Source organism: Parablastomonas sp. CN1-191 (assembly GCF_049354825.1).
GTDB lineage: Bacteria > Pseudomonadota > Alphaproteobacteria > Sphingomonadales > Sphingomonadaceae > Novosphingobium.
In genome coordinates this window covers 1,913,493-1,938,798 of record NZ_CP186480.1, presented here as the reverse complement: position 1 = coordinate 1,938,798, position 25,306 = coordinate 1,913,493, and the positions used below count along the sequence as shown (strand labels likewise).

At 58.3% G+C, this 25,306-nt stretch carries 23 protein-coding genes; 13 read left to right on the top strand and 10 right to left on the bottom strand.

Annotated features, from left to right (window positions below; translation table 11 throughout):
- Positions 1 to 55 precede the first annotated feature (55 nt).
- From ACOYW6_RS09650 to istA (ACOYW6_RS09640), 3 genes are read right to left on the bottom strand one after another with little or no spacing between them, the layout of a single operon-like run.
- On the bottom strand, positions 56 to 424 hold the full coding sequence (locus ACOYW6_RS09650; protein WP_423141100.1) for a DUF3768 domain-containing protein: 369 nt from the start codon (positions 422 to 424) through the stop codon (positions 56 to 58).
- A complete protein-coding gene (gene istB / locus ACOYW6_RS09645) occupies positions 421 to 1,149 on the bottom strand; it encodes an IS21-like element helper ATPase IstB (protein WP_017977237.1) in 729 nt (242 codons plus the stop codon). The genes ACOYW6_RS09650 and istB (ACOYW6_RS09645) overlap by 4 nt, the downstream gene beginning before the upstream one ends.
- Entirely contained in the window at positions 1,136 to 2,647 is a 1,512-nt protein-coding gene (gene istA, locus ACOYW6_RS09640; RefSeq protein ID WP_017977238.1) for an IS21 family transposase, read from the bottom strand. The genes istB (ACOYW6_RS09645) and istA (ACOYW6_RS09640) overlap by 14 nt, the downstream gene beginning before the upstream one ends.
- Before the next feature lie 946 nt (positions 2,648 to 3,593).
- Here istA (ACOYW6_RS09640) and ACOYW6_RS09635 point away from each other — a divergent pair.
- From ACOYW6_RS09635 to ACOYW6_RS09625, 3 genes are read left to right on the top strand one after another with little or no spacing between them, the layout of a single operon-like run.
- Positions 3,594 to 4,091, top strand: a complete 498-nt coding sequence (locus ACOYW6_RS09635) for a DUF488 family protein (protein WP_423141099.1) — start codon at positions 3,594 to 3,596, stop codon at positions 4,089 to 4,091.
- A complete protein-coding gene (locus ACOYW6_RS09630) occupies positions 4,039 to 4,854 on the top strand; it encodes a hypothetical protein (protein WP_423141098.1) in 816 nt (271 codons plus the stop codon). The genes ACOYW6_RS09635 and ACOYW6_RS09630 overlap by 53 nt, the downstream gene beginning before the upstream one ends.
- Before the next feature lie 18 nt (positions 4,855 to 4,872).
- Positions 4,873 to 5,952, top strand: a complete 1,080-nt coding sequence (locus tag ACOYW6_RS09625; RefSeq protein WP_423141097.1) for a DUF3644 domain-containing protein — start codon at positions 4,873 to 4,875, stop codon at positions 5,950 to 5,952.
- A 110-nt stretch (positions 5,953 to 6,062) separates the two neighbouring features.
- On the opposite strand, the gene ACOYW6_RS09620 is transcribed toward ACOYW6_RS09625, so the two are convergent.
- A complete protein-coding gene (locus ACOYW6_RS09620; protein WP_423141096.1) occupies positions 6,063 to 6,668 on the bottom strand; it encodes a hypothetical protein in 606 nt (201 codons plus the stop codon).
- A gap of 1,155 nt (positions 6,669 to 7,823) precedes the next feature.
- Here ACOYW6_RS09620 and ACOYW6_RS09615 point away from each other — a divergent pair.
- Positions 7,824 to 8,159, top strand: coding sequence for a helix-turn-helix domain-containing protein (locus tag ACOYW6_RS09615; protein WP_423141095.1), 336 nt, complete (start codon positions 7,824 to 7,826; stop codon positions 8,157 to 8,159).
- A 165-nt stretch (positions 8,160 to 8,324) separates the two neighbouring features.
- Here ACOYW6_RS09615 and ACOYW6_RS09610 read toward each other — a convergent pair whose 3' ends face one another.
- On the bottom strand, positions 8,325 to 8,675 hold the full coding sequence (locus ACOYW6_RS09610; protein ID WP_423143106.1) for a MarR family winged helix-turn-helix transcriptional regulator: 351 nt from the start codon (positions 8,673 to 8,675) through the stop codon (positions 8,325 to 8,327).
- A 515-nt stretch (positions 8,676 to 9,190) separates the two neighbouring features.
- Between ACOYW6_RS09610 and ACOYW6_RS09605 the strand changes: the two genes are divergently transcribed.
- The 6 genes from ACOYW6_RS09605 (at position 9,191) to ACOYW6_RS09580 (ending at position 18,580) form a co-directional block, all read left to right on the top strand.
- The gene (locus ACOYW6_RS09605) at positions 9,191 to 11,383 is read left to right on the top strand and encodes a TonB-dependent receptor (protein ID WP_379536939.1); all 2,193 of its coding nucleotides are present in this window, start codon (positions 9,191 to 9,193) and stop codon (positions 11,381 to 11,383) included.
- Positions 11,384 to 11,464: 81 nt separating this feature from the next.
- On the top strand, positions 11,465 to 13,018 hold the full coding sequence (locus ACOYW6_RS09600) for a class I adenylate-forming enzyme family protein (RefSeq protein ID WP_379536938.1): 1,554 nt from the start codon (positions 11,465 to 11,467) through the stop codon (positions 13,016 to 13,018).
- Between the two features lie 42 nt (positions 13,019 to 13,060).
- Complete coding sequence (locus ACOYW6_RS09595; RefSeq protein WP_379536937.1) at positions 13,061 to 14,311, top strand: thiolase family protein; 1,251 nt, start codon at positions 13,061 to 13,063, stop codon at positions 14,309 to 14,311.
- 43 nt (positions 14,312 to 14,354) lie between these two features.
- A complete protein-coding gene (locus ACOYW6_RS09590; RefSeq protein WP_379536936.1) occupies positions 14,355 to 15,167 on the top strand; it encodes an SDR family NAD(P)-dependent oxidoreductase in 813 nt (270 codons plus the stop codon).
- Between the two features lie 24 nt (positions 15,168 to 15,191).
- Complete coding sequence (locus ACOYW6_RS09585) at positions 15,192 to 16,901, top strand: CocE/NonD family hydrolase (protein WP_379536935.1); 1,710 nt, start codon at positions 15,192 to 15,194, stop codon at positions 16,899 to 16,901.
- Positions 16,902 to 16,927: 26 nt separating this feature from the next.
- Positions 16,928 to 18,580: a long-chain fatty acid--CoA ligase gene (locus ACOYW6_RS09580; protein WP_379536934.1), complete on the top strand. Its 1,653-nt coding sequence runs from the start codon at positions 16,928 to 16,930 to the stop codon at positions 18,578 to 18,580.
- A gap of 127 nt (positions 18,581 to 18,707) precedes the next feature.
- On the opposite strand, the gene ACOYW6_RS09575 is transcribed toward ACOYW6_RS09580, so the two are convergent.
- The 5 genes from ACOYW6_RS09575 to ACOYW6_RS09555 form a co-directional block, all read right to left on the bottom strand.
- A complete protein-coding gene (locus tag ACOYW6_RS09575; protein ID WP_379536933.1) occupies positions 18,708 to 19,322 on the bottom strand; it encodes a hypothetical protein in 615 nt (204 codons plus the stop codon).
- Between the two features lie 196 nt (positions 19,323 to 19,518).
- Positions 19,519 to 20,247, bottom strand: a complete 729-nt coding sequence (gene istB, locus ACOYW6_RS09570; protein WP_017977237.1) for an IS21-like element helper ATPase IstB — start codon at positions 20,245 to 20,247, stop codon at positions 19,519 to 19,521.
- Positions 20,234 to 21,745 carry an IS21 family transposase gene (istA, locus tag ACOYW6_RS09565; RefSeq protein ID WP_017977238.1) on the bottom strand — a complete coding sequence of 504 codons (1,512 nt, stop codon included), beginning with the start codon at positions 21,743 to 21,745 and terminating at the stop codon, positions 20,234 to 20,236. The genes istB (ACOYW6_RS09570) and istA (ACOYW6_RS09565) overlap by 14 nt, the downstream gene beginning before the upstream one ends.
- A 37-nt stretch (positions 21,746 to 21,782) precedes the next feature.
- Entirely contained in the window at positions 21,783 to 22,037 is a 255-nt protein-coding gene (locus tag ACOYW6_RS09560) for a hypothetical protein (protein WP_423141094.1), read from the bottom strand.
- 67 nt (positions 22,038 to 22,104) lie between these two features.
- Positions 22,105 to 22,740 (bottom strand): hypothetical protein, encoded by a 636-nt coding sequence (locus ACOYW6_RS09555; protein WP_423141093.1) that lies wholly within the window; start codon positions 22,738 to 22,740, stop codon positions 22,105 to 22,107.
- A gap of 179 nt (positions 22,741 to 22,919) precedes the next feature.
- Between ACOYW6_RS09555 and ACOYW6_RS09550 the strand changes: the two genes are divergently transcribed.
- The 3 genes from ACOYW6_RS09550 to ACOYW6_RS09540 all read left to right on the top strand — a co-directional run bounded on the left by ACOYW6_RS09550 (position 22,920) and on the right by ACOYW6_RS09540 (position 25,298).
- Positions 22,920 to 23,567: a hypothetical protein gene (locus ACOYW6_RS09550; RefSeq protein WP_423141092.1), complete on the top strand. Its 648-nt coding sequence runs from the start codon at positions 22,920 to 22,922 to the stop codon at positions 23,565 to 23,567.
- Positions 23,568 to 23,681: 114 nt separating this feature from the next.
- Positions 23,682 to 23,885, top strand: a complete 204-nt coding sequence (locus tag ACOYW6_RS09545; RefSeq protein ID WP_423141091.1) for a hypothetical protein — start codon at positions 23,682 to 23,684, stop codon at positions 23,883 to 23,885.
- Positions 23,886 to 24,044: 159 nt separating this feature from the next.
- Positions 24,045 to 25,298: a hypothetical protein gene (locus ACOYW6_RS09540; protein ID WP_423141090.1), complete on the top strand. Its 1,254-nt coding sequence runs from the start codon at positions 24,045 to 24,047 to the stop codon at positions 25,296 to 25,298.
- The last annotated feature ends 8 nt before the right edge of the window (positions 25,299 to 25,306 follow it).

Genomic DNA, 25,306 nt, shown 5'->3' with positions numbered 1-25,306 from the left:
GTGTCCAAACTATGCGGCGACAACGGCTTGGCCGCAAGGGTGTGCATGAACCGCATCACCATTCGTCCACTCGCATGACGGTGAGCACCCGGGAGGTGATCGCCGGGTTAGCGGGATCTTCCGATCCGAACTCCATGGCCCTGTCGTAATAGTTGATCTTCCACAGAAGATCGGCTCCGAACAAGGTGAAGTCGCCCAGATCGTGCGCGCCCCAGGGGTCTGCTTCCTGATCGAAGCCCTCGTAATTGTCAATCGGCGTCCAAAAAGGACCCCCTATCGGCGTGCAAAAGGGACCCCCTTCGTCGAGCAGCGTGACGGGTATGACGGGCGCTTTGTTCGCGCTGGTTGCGGCGTAGGGCGGGCGTAGCCCGACCGGAGGCGCAACCAGCGCGAAGCGTTCTCTGCCGGTGGTCCTGGGCGTCAACTGCGGTGCTTGAAGCGCCAGCTGTCATTGCCCGTTTCGACGATGTCGCAATGGTGGGTAATGCGGTCGAGCAGCGCGGTGGTCATCTTGGGGTCGCCAAAGACGGTCGGCCACTCGCCAAAGGCGAGGTTCGTCGTGACGATGACCGAGGTCTGCTCGTAGAGCTTGCTGACGAGGTGGAAGAGCAGTTGGCCGCCCGAGCGGGCGAACGGCAGGTAGCCAAGCTCGTCGAGCACCACCAGATCGAGCCGGGAGAGCTGGGCTGCCAGCGTGCCGGCCTTGCCAAGACGCGTTTCCTCCTCAAGCCGGTTCACCAGGTCCACCGTGTTGAAGTAGCGCCCCCGGGCGCCGGCCCGTACCACATTGGTGGTGATGGCGGTGGCGAGGTGCGTCTTGCCTGTGCCCGTCCCACCGACAAGCACGACGTTGCGCCGGCCCGGAAGAAACGAGCCGCTGTATAGCGAGCGCACCAGTCCCTCGTTGATGGGGGTGTCATCGAAGACGAAGGCGTCGAGGTCCTTCACCGCGGGCAACCTGGCGGCCGACATCCGGTAACGGACCGACGCTGCATGGCGGTGCGTCGCCTCGGCACGCAGCAGGTCGGTCAGGACCTCCATGGTCGTGCGCTTGCGCTGGAGACCGGTGGTGACCGCCTCGTCGAAGGCGCCAGCCATGCCCTTCAGCCCCAACTCGGTCATGGCCGTCATCATCTCATGCCGCTGCATGGAGACCTCGCAGGCTGTCATAGCGGTTGCAGTCGGCGCGGGGCGGATGGCGCAGCGCCAGGTCCTCGGGGGTGACAATGGTTAGCGGTCGTGGCGGTTCTCGCCTGCGGGCCAGGATGTTGACGATGACGTCGTCGCTGGCGGTGCCGGCCAGCAATGCTTCGCGCACGGCCGCTTCCACCGCCTCGAGCCCGTCATCGAGCACTGTCGCCAGCACCCGCACGAACCGCCGGTCGGCGTCGTCGCCGGCGCCGAGCTTGCGCCGCAGCCGTGACAGCGCAGGCGGCAACTCCCAGCCCTGGAACGGTGCGCCGTTGCGCAGGGCGCCCGGCTTGGTCGCCAACACCGGCAGATAATGCCACGGGTCGTAGATGGTCCGGTCCCGGCCAAAGAACCGGGGATGGTCGGCGACGACTTCACCGTCGCAGCGCACGAGGATGCGGTCGGCATAGGCACGGACCTGCACAACGCGCCGAACCGTCCGGGCAGAAACGGAGTAGCGGTTGCGGTCGAAGCTGATGAGGCAAGTGCCGCTTACCGCGTGCTCGCTCTCGTGGAAGCCGTCGAAGGGCGCGACAACAGGCTGGAGCACCGCCCGTTCGGCTGCCCATGCCTGGGCGACCGTCAGTTCCTTCCGCTCGGGATGCCGGTGCATGTCGGCCCAGCGCCGACACTCGGCCTCCAGCCAACCGTTCAGCTCCTCGAGGCTGGTAAATCGCAGGCGTGGCTGGAAGAAGCGGCCGCGCGCGGTCTGCACCTGGTTCTCGACCTGACCCTTCTCCCAGCCCGACGCCGGTGAGCAGGCGGTCGGCTCGACCATGTAATGGTTGGCCATGACCAGGAAGCGCCGGTTGAAGACCCGCTCCTTGCCCGTGAACACGCTCGTCACCGCCGTCTTCATGTTGTCGTAGATGCCGCGCGTCGGCACGCCTCCGAAGAAGGCGAATGCCCGCGCATGCGCGTCGAACAGCATCTCCTGTGTCTCGCGGGGATAGGCGCGCACATACATCACCCGTGATGCGCACAGCCGCACATGCGCGACCTTTACACGCATCGGCTTGCCCGAGATCTCGACGTCCTCATGGCTCCAGTCGAACTGATACGCCTCGCCCGGCCGGAACAGCAGCGGGATGAACGCCGGCGCATCCATCACATCGCGACGCCGCGCCTGCCGCCAGCGAGCCGCATAACGCCGCACCGCGTCGTACGAGCCGTCGAACCCCTCGCGTAGCAGCAGGTCGTGGATGCGCGTGAGGCGCAGCTTCTCGCGCCGCGGTCGTGCCTCGTCTTCCTCCAGCAACGCATCCAGTCGCGCCTGAAACGGCCCCAGCTTCGGCAGCGGCTGCACCTCCCGCCGGTAGCCCATGTCCGCCTCCGGCGCCCGGATCGCCTTGCGCACCACCTTGCGCGACAGGTGCAAGTCCCGCGCTATCGCCTTGATGGCCTTCCCCGACGCGTGCTCGCGCCGGATCCTCAACACCGTCTCCAATACCAGCATCCCGATCTCGCCGCCTGACACACGCCAAGCGAACAGCCTAGACCACCGGGATGAGGGGTCCCTTTTCGACGCCGATCACCCCGCTACCGGGGTCCCTTTTCCACGCCGATCCACACATGAGCACATATAAAGGAGTGGAAGGCGTGCACACCGACGTACAGCACCGAAGCCCCCTCGGCCCTATGTCTTGGTAACCGCATCTCCCTCCGGTGAGCAATCTGCAGAGTCTGGCCGGACGGCGTCGGATTGATCCGACCGCGCGCCATCGATCGCGAGCGACATCGCTCAGGGTAAGGGCAAGGAACTATACCGCCCAAGCCCTTGCGCTGAAGCATGTCGAGGGTGCGACTATGGGCGTCAGCAGATTGTTGAAGTCTTGAGCGACGCCTCCAGCCAGCTGACGGATGGCCTCCATTTCTGGCTCTGCCGAAGGGCCCCTGAGCATGCTCCAGTTCGGCCGCGGTTGCTCTCTCGGCTGTCATATCCCGTCCGGCGGCGTAGAAAACGCAACCTGATCCGCCGTAGCCCGTCATCGACGGTCGCTGCTGGTGGAATAACTTGGTGGGTGGTAGCGCGGCAGTTGGAAATCGGAAGAAAGTCAACCCTTCGAAGGATTGACTGGCGGAGACGGAGGGAAATGACGCGGACCATGGATGATCCTACTAAGTAGTTGATATTATAAGACAGAAGACACGCTCGTGTACCAAAGTGTGTAGCACGAAGTGTACCACCTCCCCTCTCTTAGAAAAGAGGTGAAACAGTGACTGCGCGTTTTTTTGGGGATGACCATTTGAGACCACGCAACGGGTGACGGTGTGGCCATTAGCAGACCTTCAGATCGCTTGCCGTTGCGTCCGAAGCTGCCCTTGCCCGCCGTGGGGGACATTGACTCAATTTTGACTCAATTTTTCGGGATGGATATACCACGAGGCTGCAGGGGCAACGAGTGACAACACTTTTCACTATCGGCTATGAAGGTGCTTCGTTGCCGGACTTCATCGCAACCCTGGCGGAGGCGGGCGTGGAGCATGTCCTGGATGTGCGCGAGCTGCCGCAATCCCGGAGGCCCGGATTCTCCAAGAAGGCGCTTGCCCAGGCCCTAGGCGAGGCGGATATCGGCTACTCCCATTGTAAACAGCTTGGAGACCCCAAGCATGGTCGTGAGGCGGCGCGGCGCGGGAATATGGCTGAGTTCCGCATGATATTCGAGGCGCACCTAGACTTAGAGGCATCAAGGAAGGCGCTGGAGGACGCGGCCATCGTGGCTACCCGAGCCCCAACGGCCCTCCTATGCTATGAGCGCGACCCAAAAGACTGCCACCGTAGCCTTGTTGCTAAGCGCCTGTTGGGGCTACGATCCCTCCGGGTTCGACACTTGGGGGTAAGGTCCCGTGGTCACACGAGAGCAGGAGCGGCCGCAGCCGCAGCCGTCGGGCACGCTTGACCTTATAGAGGACGAGGCTTTCATCCTCGTCAAAGCCGCGCCACGGCCGAGCGAAACCTTTGGCGAAACCGTCTGCTGCGCGGGCGTTGATCTTAACGAAAATTGGGTCCGCCTCTACCCGGTGTCGTTCCGCCAGCTCAGCGATTATCAGAAATTCAGACGGTGGGATCACATCAAGTACCGATGGTCCAGGCCGCAGGTCACGAAGGACGGGCGGTCGGAGTCGCGCAGGGTCGATCCTCATTCGATTGAGATTATCCGCCCCATGCGGCAGTCCGACCGGAACAAGCTGATGTCCCGGATAGCGGTAACCAGCCTCGTGCGAGAACACGAAACCGGGCGGAGTTTGGCGTTACTGAAGCCCGAAATCCTCGATTTCTGGCACGAGCGGCGTGGACAGGATGAAATTGCGGAGCGCGAGCAGGTTCTCCAGCGGCTTCGGAACCAGCAGGATATGTTTGCGCCCCCCGCGCTTATCCCTCCCCGAACCAGTCCATATGCCTTCAAATATCGGTACAGGGATGATGACGGCGTTCACATTGGAACCTGTCAGGATTGGGAGACGGAGCAGACCTTCCTCATGCGACGGCGGGACCAGGGTTCAGAGCAGGCAGCGTTGCATTGGATGCAGCGGGTGTTTGGGGAGGAATACCCGACCAAGGGAATGGGATTGGCAATGGGGACACACCGATACCGGCTTCACCAGTGGCTCATCAACGGCGTTATCCGAGTAGATGACGATCCCCAACTCAACCTTTTGTAGAGCCGCAAGAACCGACTAATGAAACGGGAAACCAAGCTCCTTTATGCTCGCGCTGTCGACTCACTTGTCATCGGCGTCGACCATTTCAACCGCTGCTGGGACCGCGGTCGAACCGAGGCCGTTTTGATCTTTGTCGACCGGGCTTTTGAGCTGCTGCTGAAAGCCATCATCGTCGAGAGGGGCGGGAGTATTCGAGACAAGCGGGATAATGCCCTTACCATCGGGTACGATGCGTGCCTTCGAATGTGCTTTTCCGATGCGACCGTGAAGTGCCTAAATGAGGAGGATGTGGTCGCACTCCAGAACCTCAACCATCTCAGAGATGCCGCGCAGCATTACATCGTAGAGCCTTCGGAGGGGCAGCTGTACGTATACTCACAGGCGGCGGTTACCGCATTCAAGCGTATCAGCGAGGAGGCTCTAAAAGTCACGATGGACAAGAGCGTTCCCGACAGGATGGTGGTGGTGTCAGCGAGCCCACCCGCCAGCTTTGCGGGGCTCCTCGACGTCGAGTTTGCCGAGATAAAGAAAATGGTCGCACCTGGGTCGAGGAAGCGCCTGGACGCGCACGCCCGCATTCGGACCCTCGCCGTCCTAGAGCGTTCACTGGAGGGCGGTCGGTCTCAGCCTACGCCGGGAGAACTCAATAAGATTATCCGGCGGATCAACGCAGAAGAAGATTGGCGAATAATCTTTCCCGGCGTCGCCTCGATCTACATCGACCCCGAGGAGAATGGCATCGGCCTGACCCTCCGCATCACAAAGAATCAGGGCGAGGCCGTCCAGCTGGTGTCCGAAGGCGCTCCCGGTGCGGCGGTGGTTGCCGTCCGGCGCGTGAACGAACTGGACTATTACTCACTTGGCTTCCGTGATCTTCTCACGAAACTCCAGAAGAAGGACGCCCGCGTCGGCTGGAACAAGCTGTCGTACCTCATCCGGCTAGAGGGTCTCCAGGACGATTTGGACCACAGCAAAACGATTACCATCGGCAAATCATCGCACATTCGCTACAGTGCGAAGGCCCTGGACCGACTGTATAAGATTATCACAGAAGGCAATATCGACCAGATCTGGGCTAGCCGCACATCTGCTGCATAGACCGCAGGCCGCAAAGCGGTGACACTATTTCGGAGCCCCAGTCATCCGCAGCAGAGGTTGAGTCTCAAAATTTAAGCCTGGTCGTTTGTGGCGACCCTTGAGCGTTGATCTCATAGTCCCAGTTGAAGATGGTAGCTTCTGAGACTGGCGATTACTGGACGGTTGGCATCAAGATGATCAAGCGCGACCGTCAAATGATCTCCAAGCCCAATTGCGTGCAGCAAAGCTCGTTGGGGTTGTCGCAGCTTCTCACCCAAGGGCCAGATGGCCCGGCGAATAAAGCAGCTGCCCTCGTTCAAGAAAATCAGGTCGCCAATTGCTCTTGGCCACTGCCCCCGTGGAACAAAAGCGGCATCAAGCAAGGACCGCATAGCGTAGTCCCTGCGAAGGTATGCCCGCGCCACCTGTCCGCCGGAGCGAGTGAACTGGTCCACGGCATAGCTAGGAACCCCGGCTATCATTTGACTGGGCGGCACTTCGTCATCTTGAACCCGGTGCTGTTCGCCCGACGTCCAAGGCTGCCAGATCAGCGGAAGCAATAGCGCCATCGGGTTCCGCGTTGATCGCCAAGCGGAGCGGCAGGTCTCGACCACATCGGTGGAATAGCCCTGGCTCGCCAGCACATCGAAGATGGCTGCTGCGTTCGCAGGGCGCAGGTCGTCGGCCAGCTCTCCTATCAATGCCAGCGCGGCTACTCCCCTGTCGCCACACACCATATCGATCCTGGTCGAGCAGCGTCCCTAGCGCCCTCTGCGCGATCTCAACTTCACCTCTTCGGATTGCCTTCTGCAAGGCACTGCGTGCCAGCCAGCGGTCGCATGACATCTGCTCCGGGACAGGCGGGATATATCCTGTGATCTCCTCCTCAAGATGGAGCAGGATAAAATCGAACATCATATTTTCGGGAAACATGGCAGCAGCACTCCTCTTCCGGGAGGCTGCAGATCGTCTGGCCCACCTTTAACGTAGCGGAGGTGCCGACCATTGGAAGAAGAATGCGCCGGCGGGCACGTGATTTACGGCTTAGCGACGCTCCCATCCGCTGGCGGCTGAAGATCGTAATAGGCAGTGTCGCCCGCCGACCGGGACCAGCGATACTCGACCCGCCGAAACCGCAATCTCATCAATGCAGGTGCAAGTTCAGTCTGCATATCTTCGATGTTTGCGTTGCGCACGAAGATTGGGCCAGTGAAGCGGAGAGTGCGGGCTCGCGGTCCCGCTACGCTGACGAGGATGTCCCGCCGAAAGAGCTGGGCTGCGAGCATCTCCGCGTACTGCTTGCGAAAGCTAGGGAACAGCTGTTCCTGCCTTGTCGACAAGGCGGCGGCAAACCTGGAGTGAACTGCCTTTTGCCGCGCTGTCAGCGTTAGCTGCTCCCCGTCTGACACGTAGGATCGGAGCCCATCCATCTGCGTGAGGAGTCTTCCATATTGGCTGCCGGCCGGAGGAACGTGGGGAAGGGCGCGAACCTGTGGAAGCCAATAAGTTTCAATGCGCTCCACATACACATTGGCAGGGTCTGGAATGGCTCCCTCTGTCAGTGATGCTGTTCCGGATTTGTTGCTCGCCACCCTCGTTGGGGGTGGATTTGCTCGTTCAGCCAACCCGCATGCAGCCCCACCTTGAACGACCCGCCCACGATCATAACCAAGCCTGCGAGCCAACAAGCCAAATTCCGAAAGCGGCTTTCTGCCGAGCGTTCCGTTGCCCGGTTATTTTCTGTGGTCTCCATCGATTGTCTCCGCACCTGCGAGACAAGCGTTTCCCCTAATGCAGATAATTGCAAGGAAAAGGTCGGAAATGTCCGTTTTCCGTCCTTTTAGTCCCTGCTAGCTACCCGCTCAGCTGCTTAGACCTCCCAGGGAGGGGTCATGAGCAGTCTTAAGCAAAGGTTTGGCAGCCTCGTAGCTGCGCATAGGAAAAGGGTCGGCTGGACGCAGCGCCGCCTAGCAGAGGCTGTTGACCTAAGTGACGATACGATAGCTCGCATCGAGGTTGGTGCCAGAGGTGTCAGCTTTGGCACAATTGAGAAGCTGGCCGCAGCTCTGGGAGTCGATCCAGCCGAGCTTTTTACGACTGAGCTACCGGGCGGCGCACTGGAACGCCGAGCGGCAGGAGATTTGGCAGCGAAGATTGCCAACGTGAAGAGTGAGGACGTGCCTTGGTTGACAGGCATCGTGGAGGCAGCTCTAAAGCCCAAAAGGTGAGGTCGTGGCACCGGCAACTCACACGAAGCATGAGCGCACAGAGGCGCATCATCTTATCAAAGCGAGTTCTCGCAATGCCTTCGAGCAGCCGCTCGCGCGCAAGCTTGGAAGCGGATTGGTTTCTGAAGCGCAAGCGGCGCTTCGATCTGGGCCTTGACCAAGTGCCTAAAGGCCTCTTACCGCTTTCTCTGGGCGAGGCCTAACTAAAGCTTTATCATGGTCATCCATCAGGACATCAGTAACAGCGAGAAAATCTTGCACAGCGTTCCCGCCGCAGACGACCGCCGCATGTTCCATGCACTCGAACAACTGTCCTAACGTTTCTAGAAAGATCGGTTCTCCCTTCTTGGTTAAATACAAGCGTCTAACACGCCGATCCTTGGCATCTGAGGTTTGCTTGACCAACCCACGCTCGATCAGTTGGCCCAAAGTCTTCGTTAGAGCTTGACCGGACACACGCAGAATTGTCGTTAGCTCTCCAACCGTAATACCGGGACACTTCGCTATAAACCACATAGCGCGGTGATGGGCTAGACCTAGCTGATGGACAGCCAGCGCCCCTTCGACAAGCGCGTGAAGGCGCATTTGGACAAATAAGATTCCCTCGAGCATTTTCCAAGACGGCCCATCCGAATCAATGTTCTCCAACCGCAGCTTGATTCTCCTACTCATCGGCATTCCGGGCGGGGGACGTAGCTACTGCGACCCGTTTTCATACCTCGGTGTTGTCCATTGGCCGCTGCATAAATGATGAAATATCGGCGCGCAACCGGTGGAGCAATGCGGCGGGATTACCTTTCTGCCTTGGGGCGTCGCTGAATTCAGGGGTAAAGTGTTGTGCGATGCAGCATAACAACTCCATTGACATACCCAACTTCGTTTATATACCTCCGTGCAGGTCGGCGGTCGTACAGCTGTCAGATCATGAAGCTGAATCTTAGGAAGGAGCAGCTCGCCACCATCGGCACAAAGAGTGACTGCGCAAGTTCTGCGTTCGATCTCGAACGCATCACAAAAGTGGGGAGGAAGAAATGAATCTGATGCGTAGCTTTAGCGCGAGTGCCGTGCTTTGCGGAGTGATGCTGACGGGCACCCCTGCTGCGAGTGCCGAGGATCAGAGCGCAGTTGCCGGACAAACCGGGTCGGAACCGGATAGCGATAGCCCCTCCGCTGGCGTCGATGAGATCGTAGTGACGGCCGAGCGTCGATCCCAAAATTTGCAAGACGTTCCGATGTCTATTCAAGCGTTCAGCGCGGAAAGTCTCGCGAAGAGCGGAACGGGCTCAAATATGGATCTGCAGACGCAAACACCCGGTCTGGTGATGACCGAAAATAGCGGTTTCGGACAAATCTATATACGAGGTATCGGCAGCGACGTAATTGGAGCGGGCGTAGATAACGCCGTGGCGGTTTATATCGATGGCGTCTACCAGAGCCGTCCCGCAGGATCCACACTCGCATTTTCGGACGTCGAGCGTGTCGAAGTGCTGAAAGGACCGCAGGGAACGCTTTATGGGCGCAACGCGACCGGTGGTGCGATAAACATCATATCAAAAAGACCCAGCGAAACATTCGAAGGTGATATTCAAGCGGAGACGGGCAGTTACCGAAAAGGGCTGCTACGTGGGACGGTAAGCGGACCGCTTGGAGCCTCGGTGGCTGCTCGCGTGAGCTTTCTGGTGAACAAGAGCGACGGCTACACAAGAAACATTCTACTCAATACGCGCGGTAACGACCGAAACGAACGAGCATTTCGAGCCGCACTGGAAATAAACCCGAGCGACGCCCTACAGATCACGCTTAATGCGAGACATTACGACAGCGACACAAGCCCAATGCTGAAGTCGCTCAACACCCTTTTCAATGTCGCATATACGGCCTTTAATGCCACGCAGATCAGCGACCCTTTCACGGTTCAGCAAAATGTTCAGTCCGGCGTGGCCGCTAAGCAGACTGGAGCGGACGCGACGGTCAAATATGAGATCGGCAAGGTTTTTCTATCATCCGTGACGGCTGTGCGAAAGGAAAAGCTCAACATCAAGAACACAGATACGGACGCGACTGAGATCGATGCCTTAAACGTTGGGGGCGGAAACAGCCCGGAGAGGTCGAACTTTTTCTCCCAGGACTTTACCGCAGGCTCAAATTCTGATGGGCCAATCGAATGGACCGCGCTCGCTTCGTATATGCATCAAACGACGGACTATAATTTTGCAATCGCCGTTCCGGTGGCACGTGTTAGGACTCTCGCCGTGGGTACTCTCACGACGGACGCCTTCGGCGTCGGGGGACAGGCAAGCTATACGCTAGCCTCGGGATTGTCCCTGACAGCTGGTGTCCGGTACAGCAAAGAATCGAAAGAAAATATCGAAACCAACGCAGTAAATGGCACGGTGACAAAGGCTCAGAATGCTAAAGAAACATGGTCTGCGTGGACGCCCAGGTTTGTAGCCAAATACTCCGTCACGGACAACACGATGCTCTATGCATCTTATAGCAAAGGGTTCAAAAGCGGAGGGTATAACACACTGTCAATTGGCGAAGCGTGGCAGCCCGAACGCGTCACGAACTCCGAAGTAGGTTTCAAATCAACGCTGCTGGATGGTCGCTTACATCTAAGCGCGGATGCGTTTATATCGAAGTACGACAATCTGCAACTCCAGTTCACGAACAGAACACCTGCTGGAGCCCTCGTCGCGGTCACGACTAACGCGGCTAAGGCAACAAGCAAGGGCATCGAAGCCAATGCCGACGCCAGACCCACGGAAAACCTCTTGTTGACAGTAGGGGTTCAGTTATTGCGCGGACGGTTTGATAACTACGTCTCGACCAATCCGCTCAATCCCGCCCCGGGCGCCGTTGACCAGAAGGGTAATCCCTTGCTGCGGGCACCCAACCTCACGCTTAACTTCGCCATGCAGTACACATGGCCAGCCGCTATCGGCGCCAACGATGTAACGTTCCGCTTCGACGGGTATCATAGGTCCAGGATCTACTACACCGCGTTTGCCGATCCCATTGCGAGCGAGAAATTGAACTTCGTGGGCAACGTTCAATTGTCGTTCGCGCCTTCAGGCGACCAAGGGCTATACGGCGCGGTTTTCGTCAGAAACATAACCGACAAAGTCTATCACACCGACATATTAGCTTCGTCTTCTGCAGGTTACGTCGGATATGTCGCCCCGCCACGTACCTTCGGTGTGCAGCTCGGGTACAGATTCTAATATCTGAGCTTTTCCATAGCGCCGGCACGCGAGCCGGCGCTTCCTACGGGCGGCTAGCAGCTTTTTGAGGAAGTATAGCGAGTGCGATTCATTGAATTCTTCGACCAAGGCGTTGCCCTAAATCCGGATCGCGCCTGTTTGGTGGACGACCAAGGAGTGCTTTCCTTTAGCGACGTGCAGGAGGTCTCCCACCGCATTGCTCGCAGGATGCTTGAATGCGGCATCGGTTCACAGTGTAAAGTCGCCGTGATCAGCCAAAATTGCTCACGTGCATTCGAATGTGTCCTGGGAACGCTGAGGCTAGGCGCCGTTTGGGTCCCAGTAAACATTAGAAATGCCATCGAGGACACGATCTTCATTCTAGACAGCCTGGATGTTGAAGTGCTCTTTCTCTCTCCCGCCTATTTAGATCTTCTTTCGCCGCTTCGAGCCGAGTGTCCCAAGATAAAGACCTACATATGCATGACTTCGACCGATGCTCGTAATGTGGCGTCGCTGGATCACTGGTTAACGGGTCCATATGAACCCGTGCCGCCTGAAGTCCGATCGGTCGACACGCTCGCTGTGATACTCGGTTCCGGGGGAACGTCGGGTAGGTCGAAGGGTGTCATGCACTCTGATCTGACTTGGGAAGCATTGATCGCGAATATGCGGATCGCGATGCCGCCCAAAAAGTCGCCGGTCCACCTGTTAGTCGCGCCCATGACCCATGGAGCCGGCGTTGTTGGACTGTGTTTGCTCCCGCAAGGAGCAACGCAGGTCATCATGCCCAAGTTCGACGCGCGAAGTGTGCTCGAGAATATCGAGAAGCACCGCGTAACGCACATTTTCCTGCCTCCGACGGCCATCTATATGCTGCTCGCGGACCCAGCGATCGGGAAGTTCGATTATTCCTCGCTGCAGTATTTCATATATGCCGGCGCTCCTATGTCAGTTGAGAAGCTGAAGAAGGCCATAGAGATATTCGGACCAGTTATGGCGCAGACGTTTGGTCAGGCGGAAGCGCCGATGATTTGCACGTATCTTTCTCCCGAAGACCACATGGAAGCGCTGTCGAGCCGCCCTGAACGATTACTTAGCTGTGGTCGGTCCTCGTATCTGACGCCGACTGAAATTCTGAATAGCGAAGGCGGCATCTGCCCCGCGGGAGAGACGGGGGAAATCGCGGTGCGGGGCAGCCTTGTTATGCAAGGATATTATAACAACAGGGAAGCCACCGCAGAAGTAACAAGTGCAGATGGTTGGCATCTGACCGGCGACGTCGGTAGGAAAGACGTGGATGGATTTGTTTACATCGTAGATCGCAAGCGCGATATGATAATTAGCGGCGGGTTCAACGTTTATCCCAGTGAAATTGAGCAAGTAATTTGGAGTCACCCTGCAGTTCAGGACTGTGCCGTGCTCGGCGTTCCCGACGAAAAGTGGGGCGAGGCGGTGAAAGCTATTGTTGAATTAAAGCCCGGTGCCGGTGCGACTGGCGCTGAGATCCTGCAACTCTGCAAAACTCGGCTAGGCGGAGTCAAGTGTCCAAAGACCATCGATTTCTTGGAGAAGTTGCCTCGGACAGCTAACGGCAAGGTGTCAAAACGCGACCTTCGACAGACCTACTGGGTAGGTCATGAAAGAGCCATTTAGCTTGGTGCAGCGCCCACGCGTCACCCTCAAAAGGTGGTTTAGATGACCAATGCGTACATTGTCGGCGCGTTCACCACCCGGTTCGGGCGCGCGAGCGAAAAGACCGTTCGGGATCTAACTCGCGAGGCCTATCTCGGTGTCCTTGCGGATGCGGGTATGGAAACCGGAGCGAAGATCGAATTCGCATGGTTTGGAAACTGCATGATGGATTATTGGGGCCAGGCGATTATCCGCGGACAAGTTTGTTTTTTGCCTCTTGTCCGAGAAGGCCTCTTTCCCGAGCGGGTACCCATGATCAATGTGGAAGGGGGTTGTGCCACTGGCTCGATGGCTTTTCATGGCGCATTCAAAGATATCCTGTCGGGCCAGTCGGACCTATCCCTTGCTTTGGGCGTGGAAAAGCTCTTTGATCCCCGTCCCGGTGCGGACATCTTTCAGTGGTTCGGCGGCGGTCACTCCCCATTCGATCGCGAAGAGCTACTTGAGGAATACCACCGCGTCGCACGCAACATCGGTGTAGCGTTCACGCCTGAGCCGAACAGGACGTTGCCCATGGACACCTACGCCGTTCAGGCCGCTTATCATATGAAGCGGTATGGAACGACCCGCGAGCAAATCGCCGCCTGTGCTGCTAAAAACCACTTTCACGGCTCTCTGAATCCAAAAGCCCAATATCGCTTCACGATGTCACCCGAGGAGGTGCTGGCTGATCGACTGGTCGTAGATCCGTTTACTCGCGCAATGTGTTCGCCGCTCGGCGACGGTGCCGCGGCGATTCTTGTCTGTTCGGAACGCTATCGGAACACCCTGCCGGAACCTATCCGGGCCCGGGCGATACGAATTAGGGCAAACGTATTCACGGGCGGAAAATACCGCAATGAAGACGAACCAAGTTTAAGCCGCGTCGCAGCAGACAAAGCTTACCGCGTGGCCGGCGTGACCCCGGCGCAAATCGATGTAGCGGAAGTGCATGATGCCACGTCCTTCTGTGAAGTCTACCAAATGGAGATGCTGCGGTTTTGCGAAATAGGTGAAGGAGGCCCCTTTGTCGCTTCCGGCGCGACGAGCCTCGGCGGCCAGCTACCCGTAAATACATCCGGCGGGCTGGTTTCAAAAGGGCACCCAATTGCCGCTACAGGGCTTTCGATGCTGACCGAATTAACAACCCAACTGCGGCACGAGGCGGGAGACCGCCAAGTGGAGGGGGCGGAATTCGCATTGCAGGAGAACGGCGGCGGCGTGATCGGCCTTGAGGAGGCAGCTTGCGCTATTACCATCCTTCAGAAAGTTTGAGTTGTGTAACATCGATAATCGTTTGTCTGCAGGGGGGCCAGTCATGAGCGGAAGACTGAAAGGAAAAGTTGCTGTCGTCATGGGCTGCGGTTCGTCTGGACCGGGGCTGGGGACCGGCAAAGCCATTGCTCTCATGTTCGCGAAGGAAGGCGCCAAGATCCTGGGCTTCGACAAGAATGCAGAGGCTGCCGAGGAAACGATGGAGATTATCCGAGCGTCTGGCGGCGAGTGCAGCTCATACATTGGCGACGTTACTGTCGCATCTGACATCGCCAACGCGGTCGAAAATTGCACAGAAACATTCGGACGAATTGATATCCTCGTGAACAACATCGGAATTGGGCCGATTGGCGGTGTTGTCGATCAATCAGAAGAGGTTTGGGACGCCGTATTCGATATAAATCTGAAAAGCGTATTTCTTGCCTGCAAATACTGCATTCCGGTGATGATCAAGGGCGGTGGTGGGGCCATCGTAAATATTTCATCGCTGGCGGCGTTGCGGTGGACGGGCGTGCCTCTAATTGCCTACGCGGGGTCGAAAGCCGCAATGAATCAGATGACGAAGCACATCGCCATGCAGTATGCCGCCAACAACATACGCGCAAATGCCATCCTACCCGGGCTGCTGTATACGCCCATGATGGTAGAGACGATGAAGCGGCATTACGGAGAAGATGTGCAACAAATCCTCGATATTCGAGCTAAGATTTGCCCGGGAGGCGCCGCTGGTGATGCCAACGACATTGCCTATGCCGCTGTTTATCTTGCGTCGGACGAGGCGAAGTTCGTTACTGGTGTCGACCTTCTCGTTGACGGTGGCGTGAGTTGTCAAATTGACGCGCCAAATAAGGCATAACTGAAAGCGCTTGGTAACTTGCCAATGGACCAGGTAGTCATCAAGATAGAAACTGATGTCGCCATTACGATGCGTGATGGCGTCACGCTACGCGCGGATATATTCCGACCAGAAGGTGATGGCCCGTTTCCTACCCTCGTGATGCGTACGCCGTACGACAAACGGCGTGCGTTTGCGTATTACTTCTATGACCCCATACGTATGGCTCGAAATGGGTACGCGGTTATCTTTCAGGATTGCCGGGGTTGCTTTGCATCGGAGGGAACATTTTATCCCTGGAGACACGAGTCAAGTGACGGCTACGACACGATTGAATGGGCTGCGGCGCAAAACTGGTCCAACAAGAAAGTCGGGATGTACGGATACTCCTATCCTGGGTCAGTCCAGTGGGCCGCTGCGGAAGAACGCCCCCCACATTTGAGCGCTATTGCGCCAGGGTCCTCACCGGAGACTGTGAAGGATCTGGTCTTCCGAGGCGGCGTGTTTCAGCTACAGCTTGCGCAACTGTGGACATTAACGATCGCTGCAATGCATGGCCGGCGCCAGTCCACGCTACAGAACAGCGCGGAGCACTTAAGGCAGGTTGCTGCATCACTATCGGACTTATCTCAAGAGGCTCGTTATCTTCCTCTTAATCAGTGGCCCATAGCTGAAAATGAGTCATTAGCGTTCTATCGCGACTGGTTGCGGCACCCGGAGTGCGGCGATTACTGGCAAAAGCTGGACTTGCCTTCGTTTAGCAACATCGATCTACCAACTTACATAATAGGCGGTTGGTACGATGTCGTAACCGCAGCCGGGGTCCTCTCGACATTCACGAAGCTTGCATCAAAAGGTGGTTCCCACCGCGTTAAATTGATTATGGGCCCGTGGGGTCACGAAATGCACCTCATGCGAAAGGTAGGCGACCATGACTTCGGTCTTTCCGCCGGTGGAGACGCGGTTGATCTGATCGGTCTTCATTTGCGATGGTTTGATTACTGGCTAAAGGACATCGACAACGGCGTCGTAGACGAACCGCCGGTCCGCATTTTCGTGATGGGGGACAACCGTTGGCGTAATGAAAACGAGTGGCCCCTCGCCAGGACGCATTACACAAAGTATTTCTTTCGGAGTGACGCCTCGCCTCATGGCGCCGACGGACTCTTAACACGCGAGCCACCACTTGAGGACGAACTGGAAAGCTATACTTATGATCCGCTAGACCCCGTGCCGACGGAAGGCGGCAGCATTCTGGATATGCAGCGAGGCTTTGGACCAGTGGATCAGCGCGCGGTAGAATCCCGAGCGGATGTTCTGGTCTACTCTACTGAACCTCTCGCAGATGAAATGGAGGTGACCGGCCCTGTAAGCGTAACTCTATACGCTCAGTCGTCTGCGGTGGACACGGATTTTACAGCCAAGTTGGTCGACGTGTGGCCAAACGGTGAGGCGTACGTCGTTCTCGACGGCATTGTGAGGGCCAGGTACCGATCTTCGGACGCGAGTCCTTCATTTCTGACGCCCGACGCTGTATATGAGTATTCGATTGATCTTGCTGCCACTAGCATCGTGTTTAAAGCCGGCCATCGAGTTCGGATTGAGATCTCTAGCAGTAGCTTCCCGAAATATGATCGGAATACCAACACCGGGGCGCCGATTGGGGCCGATAATTCAACGCGACCAGCGCGGCAAACAATATTCCACAGCGCAGCCAGATCGTCTCATGTCATTCTGCCCGTCATACCGAGATGACGGCAGCGCAACAAAAAGGGTGATGCATGTTAGACGGACTGATGCAGAGAACGCCCCTGCAGATCATCGGAATTTTGAATCATGCTGCCGTTGCGCATGGTGAGCGCGAAATTGTTTCCCGCTTGGTTGACGAGCCCATTTGGCGCTATACATATGCCGAGATGTCGCGGCGCGTCGCTCAAGCGGCACATATGCTGCGTGAATTGGGGGTTCGGCCGGGCTCTCGGGTATCCTCACTGGCCTGGAACACGCACAGGCATCTCGAACTCTTTTATGCTACGCCGGGAATCGGCAGTGTACTCCATACCGCCAATCCACGCCTTTCTGACGATCAAATCGTGTACACGATTACGCATGCGGGCAGTGAAGTTTTATTCTTTGATAAAACGTTCTCGTCGATGGTAGCACGCATTCGGCCACGTCTTAGCGGCGTACGAACATTCGTTGCGCTCTCTGAGAAATGGAATTTGGAAGCCAACCTCACAGTTGCTTCCTCTTATGAGGAGCTGCTTACGCGTCAGAAAAGCTCCTACGAGTGGCCAGTCTTTGATGAAAACGCCGCCGCCTTTTTATGCTACACCTCGGGGACTACGGGTCATCCGAAGGGCGTTCTCTACAGTCATAGATCCGTTGTTTTGCACTCGCTAGCTGCAGGACTAGCCGGAGCGCTGGGGTTTTCCGCATTCGATTGTATTATGCCGTGTCAATCACTCTATCATGCGACGGCGTGGGGTTTGCCTTTTGTCGCTCCCATCAATGGCTGCAAATTAGTTTTGCCCTGTGAAAAAATGGACGGCGCAAGTTTACATGAACTTATCACCACGGAGGGCGTCACTTTTTCTGGTGGCGTACCGACCATCTGGACGACCTATCTAGCTTACTTGGAGCAATGCGGCGGAAATACCGCTAGCCTCAAACAGTTGGTGATTGGTGGTTCGGCCGTTCCTCGTGCGATGGCCGAGACGTTTCTTAGAAAGTATGGTGTAGAGGTTCGGCAGATTTGGGGCATGACCGAGACGAGCCCGCTAGGCGTTATCGCTACGCCGACGCCCAAACTAGCGGCAAAGGGCGAAAACCTTACGGAAGAGACGATCTGGACAAAGCAAGGCCGGCTGCAATTCGGTATTGAGTTGCGCGTCGTCGACGAAGAACGAAGGGATGTTCCGCGCGACGGAAAAACGCCAGGCACCTTGTTGGTGCGAGGTCCTTGGACAATCGAGCGGTATTTCGGTGATGACAAGTCAGCCGTGGATGCCGCCGGATGGTTCGACACGGGCGACATAGCGACCTTGGACGATGACGGGTTTATGCGGATTACTGATCGGCAGAAGGATGTCATCAAGTCTGGCGGAGAATGGATCAGTTCCATTGATCTTGAGAATATAGCTGTGGCCTGTCCTGGGGTTCGGATTGCGGCCGTAATTGGCGCGTATCATCCAAAATGGGAGGAGCGACCGATTTTGGTTGTTGAGCCTCACCCGGAATGTGCCGTTACAGCCGATCAGGTGCGGGAATTCCTTGAGCCGAGGATAGTGAGATGGTGGAGCCCTGACGCCATCATCATCGCGACCATTCCACTCACGGCGACAGGCAAAATCGATAAAAAGTCCTTGCGAGACAAATATAAGGGCTACTTGATCAACACGCGAAAATACGGAGCCCACTCCGAACCAAAATAGGCTGCACAACGGTACTGCAGGAATCGGGACGATATTCCCGAGTTTATGAGCGCTGTTCAATACGCTGAGCTTTTGGCCTCGGTATCAAGCCGCTTCTACGCCTCGGCCCGGGTTACGGGTTCGGTCATCATGCCTCAACGTCCGGGGCTGGGACCTTCAAACGGCTTTTGCGTCTGTGCCGTAGGCTGCATCTGCGCGTCTTTGAAAGCTTCAACTCCTCGGCGAGCTTCAAGCAAGCGGCCCACGAGCTGTCTGGACGGCCCGTTGGGGTCATCTCCTTAATCCACCATTGGCAGAGGCTGCCTGGCCGGTAATCCCCCTCGTCGGTCCGAACTGCTATCCGAAGCTGGAACAGCATTTCGCGGAAGCTGTCATAGCCGACCATATGGATCAGCATGTCTAGCTCCCGCGCATAGGCATAATTCATGATGTCCGACAGACGGGTTTTGCCATCCCAGATAGCGACTGCTGCCCGATACGGGATCATCAAAAGCCGCTCAGGATTGCGTCTCATAGCGAGCCACACAGCTACTCGCATTTCCGGCTCAAGTTCTTCATTTGCCGGCGCATTTTCTATTCCCAGTGCGTCGTGTCCCCACTTGTCCGAGAACCGCTCGATCCGAGCCCGCGCCACCTCGGCTTGGTGTTTCGACATATAGGCCATGGCCCCCTGCAGAACGCTCACGTGCCGGCGGACAGATGGCAGGCGGTTCGTGTCCCGGCCTGCGATCTGGAGGATCAAATCGCACACCTTCTCAGCATCGTGTCAATCGGCGTCCAAAAAGGACCCCCTATCGGCGTGCAAAAGGGACCCCCTTCGTCGAGCAGCGTGACGGGTATGACGGGCGCTTTGTTCGCGCTGGTTGCGGCGTAGGGCGGGCGTAGCCCGACCGGAGGCGCAACCAGCGCGAAGCGTTCTCTGCCGGTGGTCCTGGGCGTCAACTGCGGTGCTTGAAGCGCCAGCTGTCATTGCCCGTTTCGACGATGTCGCAATGGTGGGTAATGCGGTCGAGCAGCGCGGTGGTCATCTTGGGGTCGCCAAAGACGGTCGGCCACTCGCCAAAGGCGAGGTTCGTCGTGACGATGACCGAGGTCTGCTCGTAGAGCTTGCTGACGAGGTGGAAGAGCAGTTGGCCGCCCGAGCGGGCGAACGGCAGGTAGCCAAGCTCGTCGAGCACCACCAGATCGAGCCGGGAGAGCTGGGCTGCCAGCGTGCCGGCCTTGCCAAGACGCGTTTCCTCCTCAAGCCGGTTCACCAGGTCCACCGTGTTGAAGTAGCGCCCCCGGGCGCCGGCCCGTACCACATTGGTGGTGATGGCGGTGGCGAGGTGCGTCTTGCCTGTGCCCGTCCCACCGACAAGCACGACGTTGCGCCGGCCCGGAAGAAACGAGCCGCTGTATAGCGAGCGCACCAGTCCCTCGTTGATGGGGGTGTCATCGAAGACGAAGGCGTCGAGGTCCTTCACCGCGGGCAACCTGGCGGCCGACATCCGGTAACGGACCGACGCTGCATGGCGGTGCGTCGCCTCGGCACGCAGCAGGTCGGTCAGGACCTCCATGGTCGTGCGCTTGCGCTGGAGACCGGTGGTGACCGCCTCGTCGAAGGCGCCAGCCATGCCCTTCAGCCCCAACTCGGTCATGGCCGTCATCATCTCATGCCGCTGCATGGAGACCTCGCAGGCTGTCATAGCGGTTGCAGTCGGCGCGGGGCGGATGGCGCAGCGCCAGGTCCTCGGGGGTGACAATGGTTAGCGGTCGTGGCGGTTCTCGCCTGCGGGCCAGGATGTTGACGATGACGTCGTCGCTGGCGGTGCCGGCCAGCAATGCTTCGCGCACGGCCGCTTCCACCGCCTCGAGCCCGTCATCGAGCACTGTCGCCAGCACCCGCACGAACCGCCGGTCGGCGTCGTCGCCGGCGCCGAGCTTGCGCCGCAGCCGTGACAGCGCAGGCGGCAACTCCCAGCCCTGGAACGGTGCGCCGTTGCGCAGGGCGCCCGGCTTGGTCGCCAACACCGGCAGATAATGCCACGGGTCGTAGATGGTCCGGTCCCGGCCAAAGAACCGGGGATGGTCGGCGACGACTTCACCGTCGCAGCGCACGAGGATGCGGTCGGCATAGGCACGGACCTGCACAACGCGCCGAACCGTCCGGGCAGAAACGGAGTAGCGGTTGCGGTCGAAGCTGATGAGGCAAGTGCCGCTTACCGCGTGCTCGCTCTCGTGGAAGCCGTCGAAGGGCGCGACAACAGGCTGGAGCACCGCCCGTTCGGCTGCCCATGCCTGGGCGACCGTCAGTTCCTTCCGCTCGGGATGCCGGTGCATGTCGGCCCAGCGCCGACACTCGGCCTCCAGCCAACCGTTCAGCTCCTCGAGGCTGGTAAATCGCAGGCGTGGCTGGAAGAAGCGGCCGCGCGCGGTCTGCACCTGGTTCTCGACCTGACCCTTCTCCCAGCCCGACGCCGGTGAGCAGGCGGTCGGCTCGACCATGTAATGGTTGGCCATGACCAGGAAGCGCCGGTTGAAGACCCGCTCCTTGCCCGTGAACACGCTCGTCACCGCCGTCTTCATGTTGTCGTAGATGCCGCGCGTCGGCACGCCTCCGAAGAAGGCGAATGCCCGCGCATGCGCGTCGAACAGCATCTCCTGTGTCTCGCGGGGATAGGCGCGCACATACATCACCCGTGATGCGCACAGCCGCACATGCGCGACCTTTACACGCATCGGCTTGCCCGAGATCTCGACGTCCTCATGGCTCCAGTCGAACTGATACGCCTCGCCCGGCCGGAACAGCAGCGGGATGAACGCCGGCGCATCCATCACATCGCGACGCCGCGCCTGCCGCCAGCGAGCCGCATAACGCCGCACCGCGTCGTACGAGCCGTCGAACCCCTCGCGTAGCAGCAGGTCGTGGATGCGCGTGAGGCGCAGCTTCTCGCGCCGCGGTCGTGCCTCGTCTTCCTCCAGCAACGCATCCAGTCGCGCCTGAAACGGCCCCAGCTTCGGCAGCGGCTGCACCTCCCGCCGGTAGCCCATGTCCGCCTCCGGCGCCCGGATCGCCTTGCGCACCACCTTGCGCGACAGGTGCAAGTCCCGCGCTATCGCCTTGATGGCCTTCCCCGACGCGTGCTCGCGCCGGATCCTCAACACCGTCTCCAATACCAGCATCCCGATCTCGCCGCCTGACACACGCCAAGCGAACAGCCTAGACCACCGGGATGAGGGGTCCCTTTTCGACGCCGATCACCCCGCTACCGGGGTCCCTTTTCCACGCCGATCCACACTCGTAATTGGCCAACGCCGCCATCAAGACGTCGGTGTCGAACCCGGTGAGGCCATGTACCGCCTTTGTGACGACGATCTTGCCCTTGCCCTGGCCCATGCGAAGTTGATCGTTGAGGCGCGCTATCTGTTCGGAACGTGGCAGCTCGGCGCACGTCACCTGCTCATGCTGAGGCATGATTTAAGCTCCTTCGATGTGGTGGGGTGCCGCGCCTCGCTCGGCGCTGGCGATTGTCCGGTGGCGGTTAACGCTTCTTAGCTTCGGCGCGGACGAGCTCGAGCATCGCATCGATCGGTGCCCGGACGCTGACGGCCAGCCCGACGACTTCCCGCACCGGCTCGAGCGCGGCGTGAAGGTCGTTCTCGATGCAACCCTTGGCCATGAGCCCGGCGTCGAGCTCAATCGGGATATATAGCCGCTTGGTCTCAGGGTGCCGTTTGAAGCCCGCCTTTACCACGTTGACGACGACCGGGTCCTTGTCGGTCAGCGCCTCGACCACCGGCACCAGTCCGGGCCGGAACTTGAGTTCCAGGATCAGCTGGGTGTTGCCCTTGCTGAGCAGGACGGCGACCCAACTGTGATCGCGCTCTTCGTCGGCGATTAGGTCCGAAAGCTCGAACCAGGCATCGCGCTGATTGACCCCGCGATTGGCCTTCCATTCGCTGGCAAATGCCATCAGGCCGTCGTCGGTGGCTTCGAACAGCCAGTTGTCTGGGACAGCGCTGCGCGCCGCCTGCCCGATCTCGGTCATGAGGCGCTGGCTGATCGGGCCGTAAGCTAGGTGGCTGTTTTCCTCGATCTGCTCGATGTCGCGGATGATGCGCGCGGCCAGTTCGGGGTCCTGGTGCTTGGACGCAATTTCCCTCTGTTCGGAATCCATGATTCACGCTCCGTTCTCTGCTGATGCTGTTGGGATCGGGCACAGCGGCAGCCGAAACGCGAAAATGGCCGAACGCCGCGCCGTGACTCAGCTTTTAGCGGATTTGCGCGAATTGATCTAGTTTCGCTTATTTTTCAGACGATTATGGTTTGATCACTACGGCCATTTGATAGCCGATCATGATCGGTTTAGAGAGCGGAATGCCCACTAAACAGCCAGACGCGTCGCAATCCGAATGGGAACCGGCGTTCTCCTCGTTAAAGCGGTTCGAGGCACTTTACCTTGATCGTGTAGCGGCGAAATCAACCTTGGCGGACTGCCTGCGGGATGGCGAACTACGAGCAAAGGCCATCGTCACTGAATCGCGGCGGCGCAAAATCCATGAAGCTTGGAACGAAGCTAAGGACGATGTGACTGGGGACGATCATTCGATTATTGTCGAGCCGCTGACGTGGAGGCGGAGCAAGGACTGGGCGGACGACCAACTGGAGTGGCGATGGCCCTTCAACAAATTTTCCGTCACGGTCTCAACGGGCCCATTCACCCGTGTGATGATGCAAAAGGTGGAATTTGCGACGACAGACATCGATCGGATCTTGCGCCAGCGGCAAGCCCATCTTGGCGGAAGCCCCAAACGTACGGAGGCATGGACTCTAGTATGGCATACGCTGATCGAGCTCGCGAGAAGCGATCGGCTAAACAAAGATTCGTTTGCAACTCAGAAGGATTTGCGAAACGAAATATTGGAAGAAATCGGCGATAGCTTAACGGACGAGACGCTCCGCAAGCCCATTTCGCAAGTCTGGAATAAGTTCGTTAAGCCTTAGGCTTTGTAAGTCCTAAGTTCGTACCCGGTTCATACCAACCTTAGACCTATCGATCCGCGATGATCACTCCTGTTCCCAGGCAATCCAGTCTGGCGACGATGGAGAATGGTCAGAATGGAAAGTGCTTTGTTGTCGATCCGCGAGGCGGGTCAGTTCCTCGGGTATCGGGGAAAGACGTTCGGGAAGTCGAGCGTTTTCAAATTTTTGAAGCAACACCGCCTGTCCCGGGTGCGTATCGGGGGGCGTTCGTTCGTTACCCGTGAGAGCCTCGAGGCTTTGATCGCCGACGGACAGAACATCGCCAACGTGCCGAGCTGAAACCCAAAGCAGCCAGCATGGGAAATTAAGCCCCCACTGGTGAGCGCTTATCGTAGTGTTCACTTCACCAACCACAATCCGCCACCAAGCGCTCTACCGGCAGCATGTTGCTAGTGGACAGGCAGCTTTGTGCGCAGAAAGCAAAAGGCAAAAATAAAAATGCGTAACAATCAACACCGTAAAAATCGCCGTAACGGTCTGCCAACTTCGACAAAGCCGGGTAAGCCGATCAACCTCAACAAGCCTTCTGGCAAGGCCATCACCAAGGCTGATGGCACGACGACGGTTCGTTATCTGCCCAAGGACGTGATTGCCGCCCGCCACAACTTGTCCAAGCAGATTGCGGCTCAGAAGCGGAAATCGGCCCGTGCACGGATTTTCGGTCGTAGGCTGCCCATGCTCATGCCCGTTGAGGAGCTGGGCGCACAACATGCGCCAGAAGCCGCCGATCGTGACTTGGGTAGCCTGTGGGCATGTAAGACCGCCAAGGCGATCAAGCGGCGGATGGCAAAGTCGGATAAGAGCTTTCGCTCCAAGGCCATGAGGGCGATCGAACGGCGTTCCATCAGTGAAGAAACGCGTCAGCTTATTGAAGCCATCTTGAAGGGAGACATGGTCACGTCCGCGCCCATCATGACCAGCAGCCAAGTCGTTCGCGAAGCCCGGTCATTCCTCGCCAAGAAGTTGATCGAAATCGCGGCTTCCGATCCCGAGATCGAAATGGGAATGGTGACGATCATCTCGGGTGATCACGCGACCTCGGTCAATCGGCCCTTCATCGACATCGCCAACGCGCAGGCGCAAATGGGACGGACGCTCAACGCCATGTCGAAGGACTACTTCGCGGTCGAGGAATGGTCGCTGTTCAACAGCCACACCCATTCGGACGGAGGACAGCTCATTCAAGGGCACTGCCATGCGCTCATCTTCGGTCGGGGCATCCTTGCAAAGGCGAGCCAGGTCGGTGCCAAGCACTCCGCGCTGCACTCGTCCAATGTCACCGATGCTGACCCTATCGTGATCCGCCGTGTCCGCACGGATCCGGTAAACATACGGCGGGCCGCGAGCTATCTGGTCAAATACCCGCACAAGGCAAAGACGTGGTGCCCGGAGCGCGAGGGCAAAAAGGGCCACATGCACGAAGGCGAGAAGGGCGACCGCTATACACGGTTCTTGCGCATGGCGGAAATCCTGTCGCTCGTGACGCTAGAGGATTTGGTGTTCGCAGGCGGCCGTGGCCAGAAGGAAATCAAGAGCCCGCTGGTCAAATTGATCCGAGCTTTGTGTGAAACTCATGCGCGCGGTTCGACCAGACTGATTCACCCCGATGGCATGGCAACGATCTGGGCTCGCTTGGCCAAGGAACTGGGGAAGACTGCATGGTCAGTGCCGATCATCGCCCGACGTAAATAGACAGAACC

Excerpts from the sequence above, each read along its gene's own strand:
- istB (WP_017977237.1), bottom strand. The coding sequence starts at position 1,149 with ATGCAGCGGCATGAGATGATGACGGCCATGACCGAGTTGGGGCTGAAG.
- istA (WP_017977238.1), bottom strand. The coding sequence starts at position 2,647 with ATGCTGGTATTGGAGACGGTGTTGAGGATCCGGCGCGAGCACGCGTCG.
- ACOYW6_RS09625 (WP_423141097.1), top strand. The coding sequence starts at position 4,873 with ATGAAACGGGAAACCAAGCTCCTTTATGCTCGCGCTGTCGACTCACTT.
- ACOYW6_RS09620 (WP_423141096.1), bottom strand. The coding sequence starts at position 6,668 with ATGGTGTGTGGCGACAGGGGAGTAGCCGCGCTGGCATTGATAGGAGAG.
- ACOYW6_RS09615 (WP_423141095.1), top strand. The coding sequence starts at position 7,824 with ATGAGCAGTCTTAAGCAAAGGTTTGGCAGCCTCGTAGCTGCGCATAGG.
- ACOYW6_RS09610 (WP_423143106.1), bottom strand. The coding sequence starts at position 8,675 with ATGTGGTTTATAGCGAAGTGTCCCGGTATTACGGTTGGAGAGCTAACG.
- ACOYW6_RS09605 (WP_379536939.1), top strand. The coding sequence starts at position 9,191 with ATGAATCTGATGCGTAGCTTTAGCGCGAGTGCCGTGCTTTGCGGAGTG.
- ACOYW6_RS09595 (WP_379536937.1), top strand. The coding sequence starts at position 13,061 with ATGACCAATGCGTACATTGTCGGCGCGTTCACCACCCGGTTCGGGCGC.
- ACOYW6_RS09590 (WP_379536936.1), top strand. The coding sequence starts at position 14,355 with ATGAGCGGAAGACTGAAAGGAAAAGTTGCTGTCGTCATGGGCTGCGGT.
- ACOYW6_RS09585 (WP_379536935.1), top strand. The coding sequence starts at position 15,192 with ATGGACCAGGTAGTCATCAAGATAGAAACTGATGTCGCCATTACGATG.
- ACOYW6_RS09580 (WP_379536934.1), top strand. The coding sequence starts at position 16,928 with ATGTTAGACGGACTGATGCAGAGAACGCCCCTGCAGATCATCGGAATT.
- istB (WP_017977237.1), bottom strand. The coding sequence starts at position 20,247 with ATGCAGCGGCATGAGATGATGACGGCCATGACCGAGTTGGGGCTGAAG.
- istA (WP_017977238.1), bottom strand. The coding sequence starts at position 21,745 with ATGCTGGTATTGGAGACGGTGTTGAGGATCCGGCGCGAGCACGCGTCG.
- ACOYW6_RS09560 (WP_423141094.1), bottom strand. The coding sequence starts at position 22,037 with ATGCCTCAGCATGAGCAGGTGACGTGCGCCGAGCTGCCACGTTCCGAA.
- ACOYW6_RS09555 (WP_423141093.1), bottom strand. The coding sequence starts at position 22,740 with ATGGATTCCGAACAGAGGGAAATTGCGTCCAAGCACCAGGACCCCGAA.
- ACOYW6_RS09550 (WP_423141092.1), top strand. The coding sequence starts at position 22,920 with ATGATCGGTTTAGAGAGCGGAATGCCCACTAAACAGCCAGACGCGTCG.
- ACOYW6_RS09545 (WP_423141091.1), top strand. The coding sequence starts at position 23,682 with ATGGAAAGTGCTTTGTTGTCGATCCGCGAGGCGGGTCAGTTCCTCGGG.
- ACOYW6_RS09540 (WP_423141090.1), top strand. The coding sequence starts at position 24,045 with ATGCGTAACAATCAACACCGTAAAAATCGCCGTAACGGTCTGCCAACT.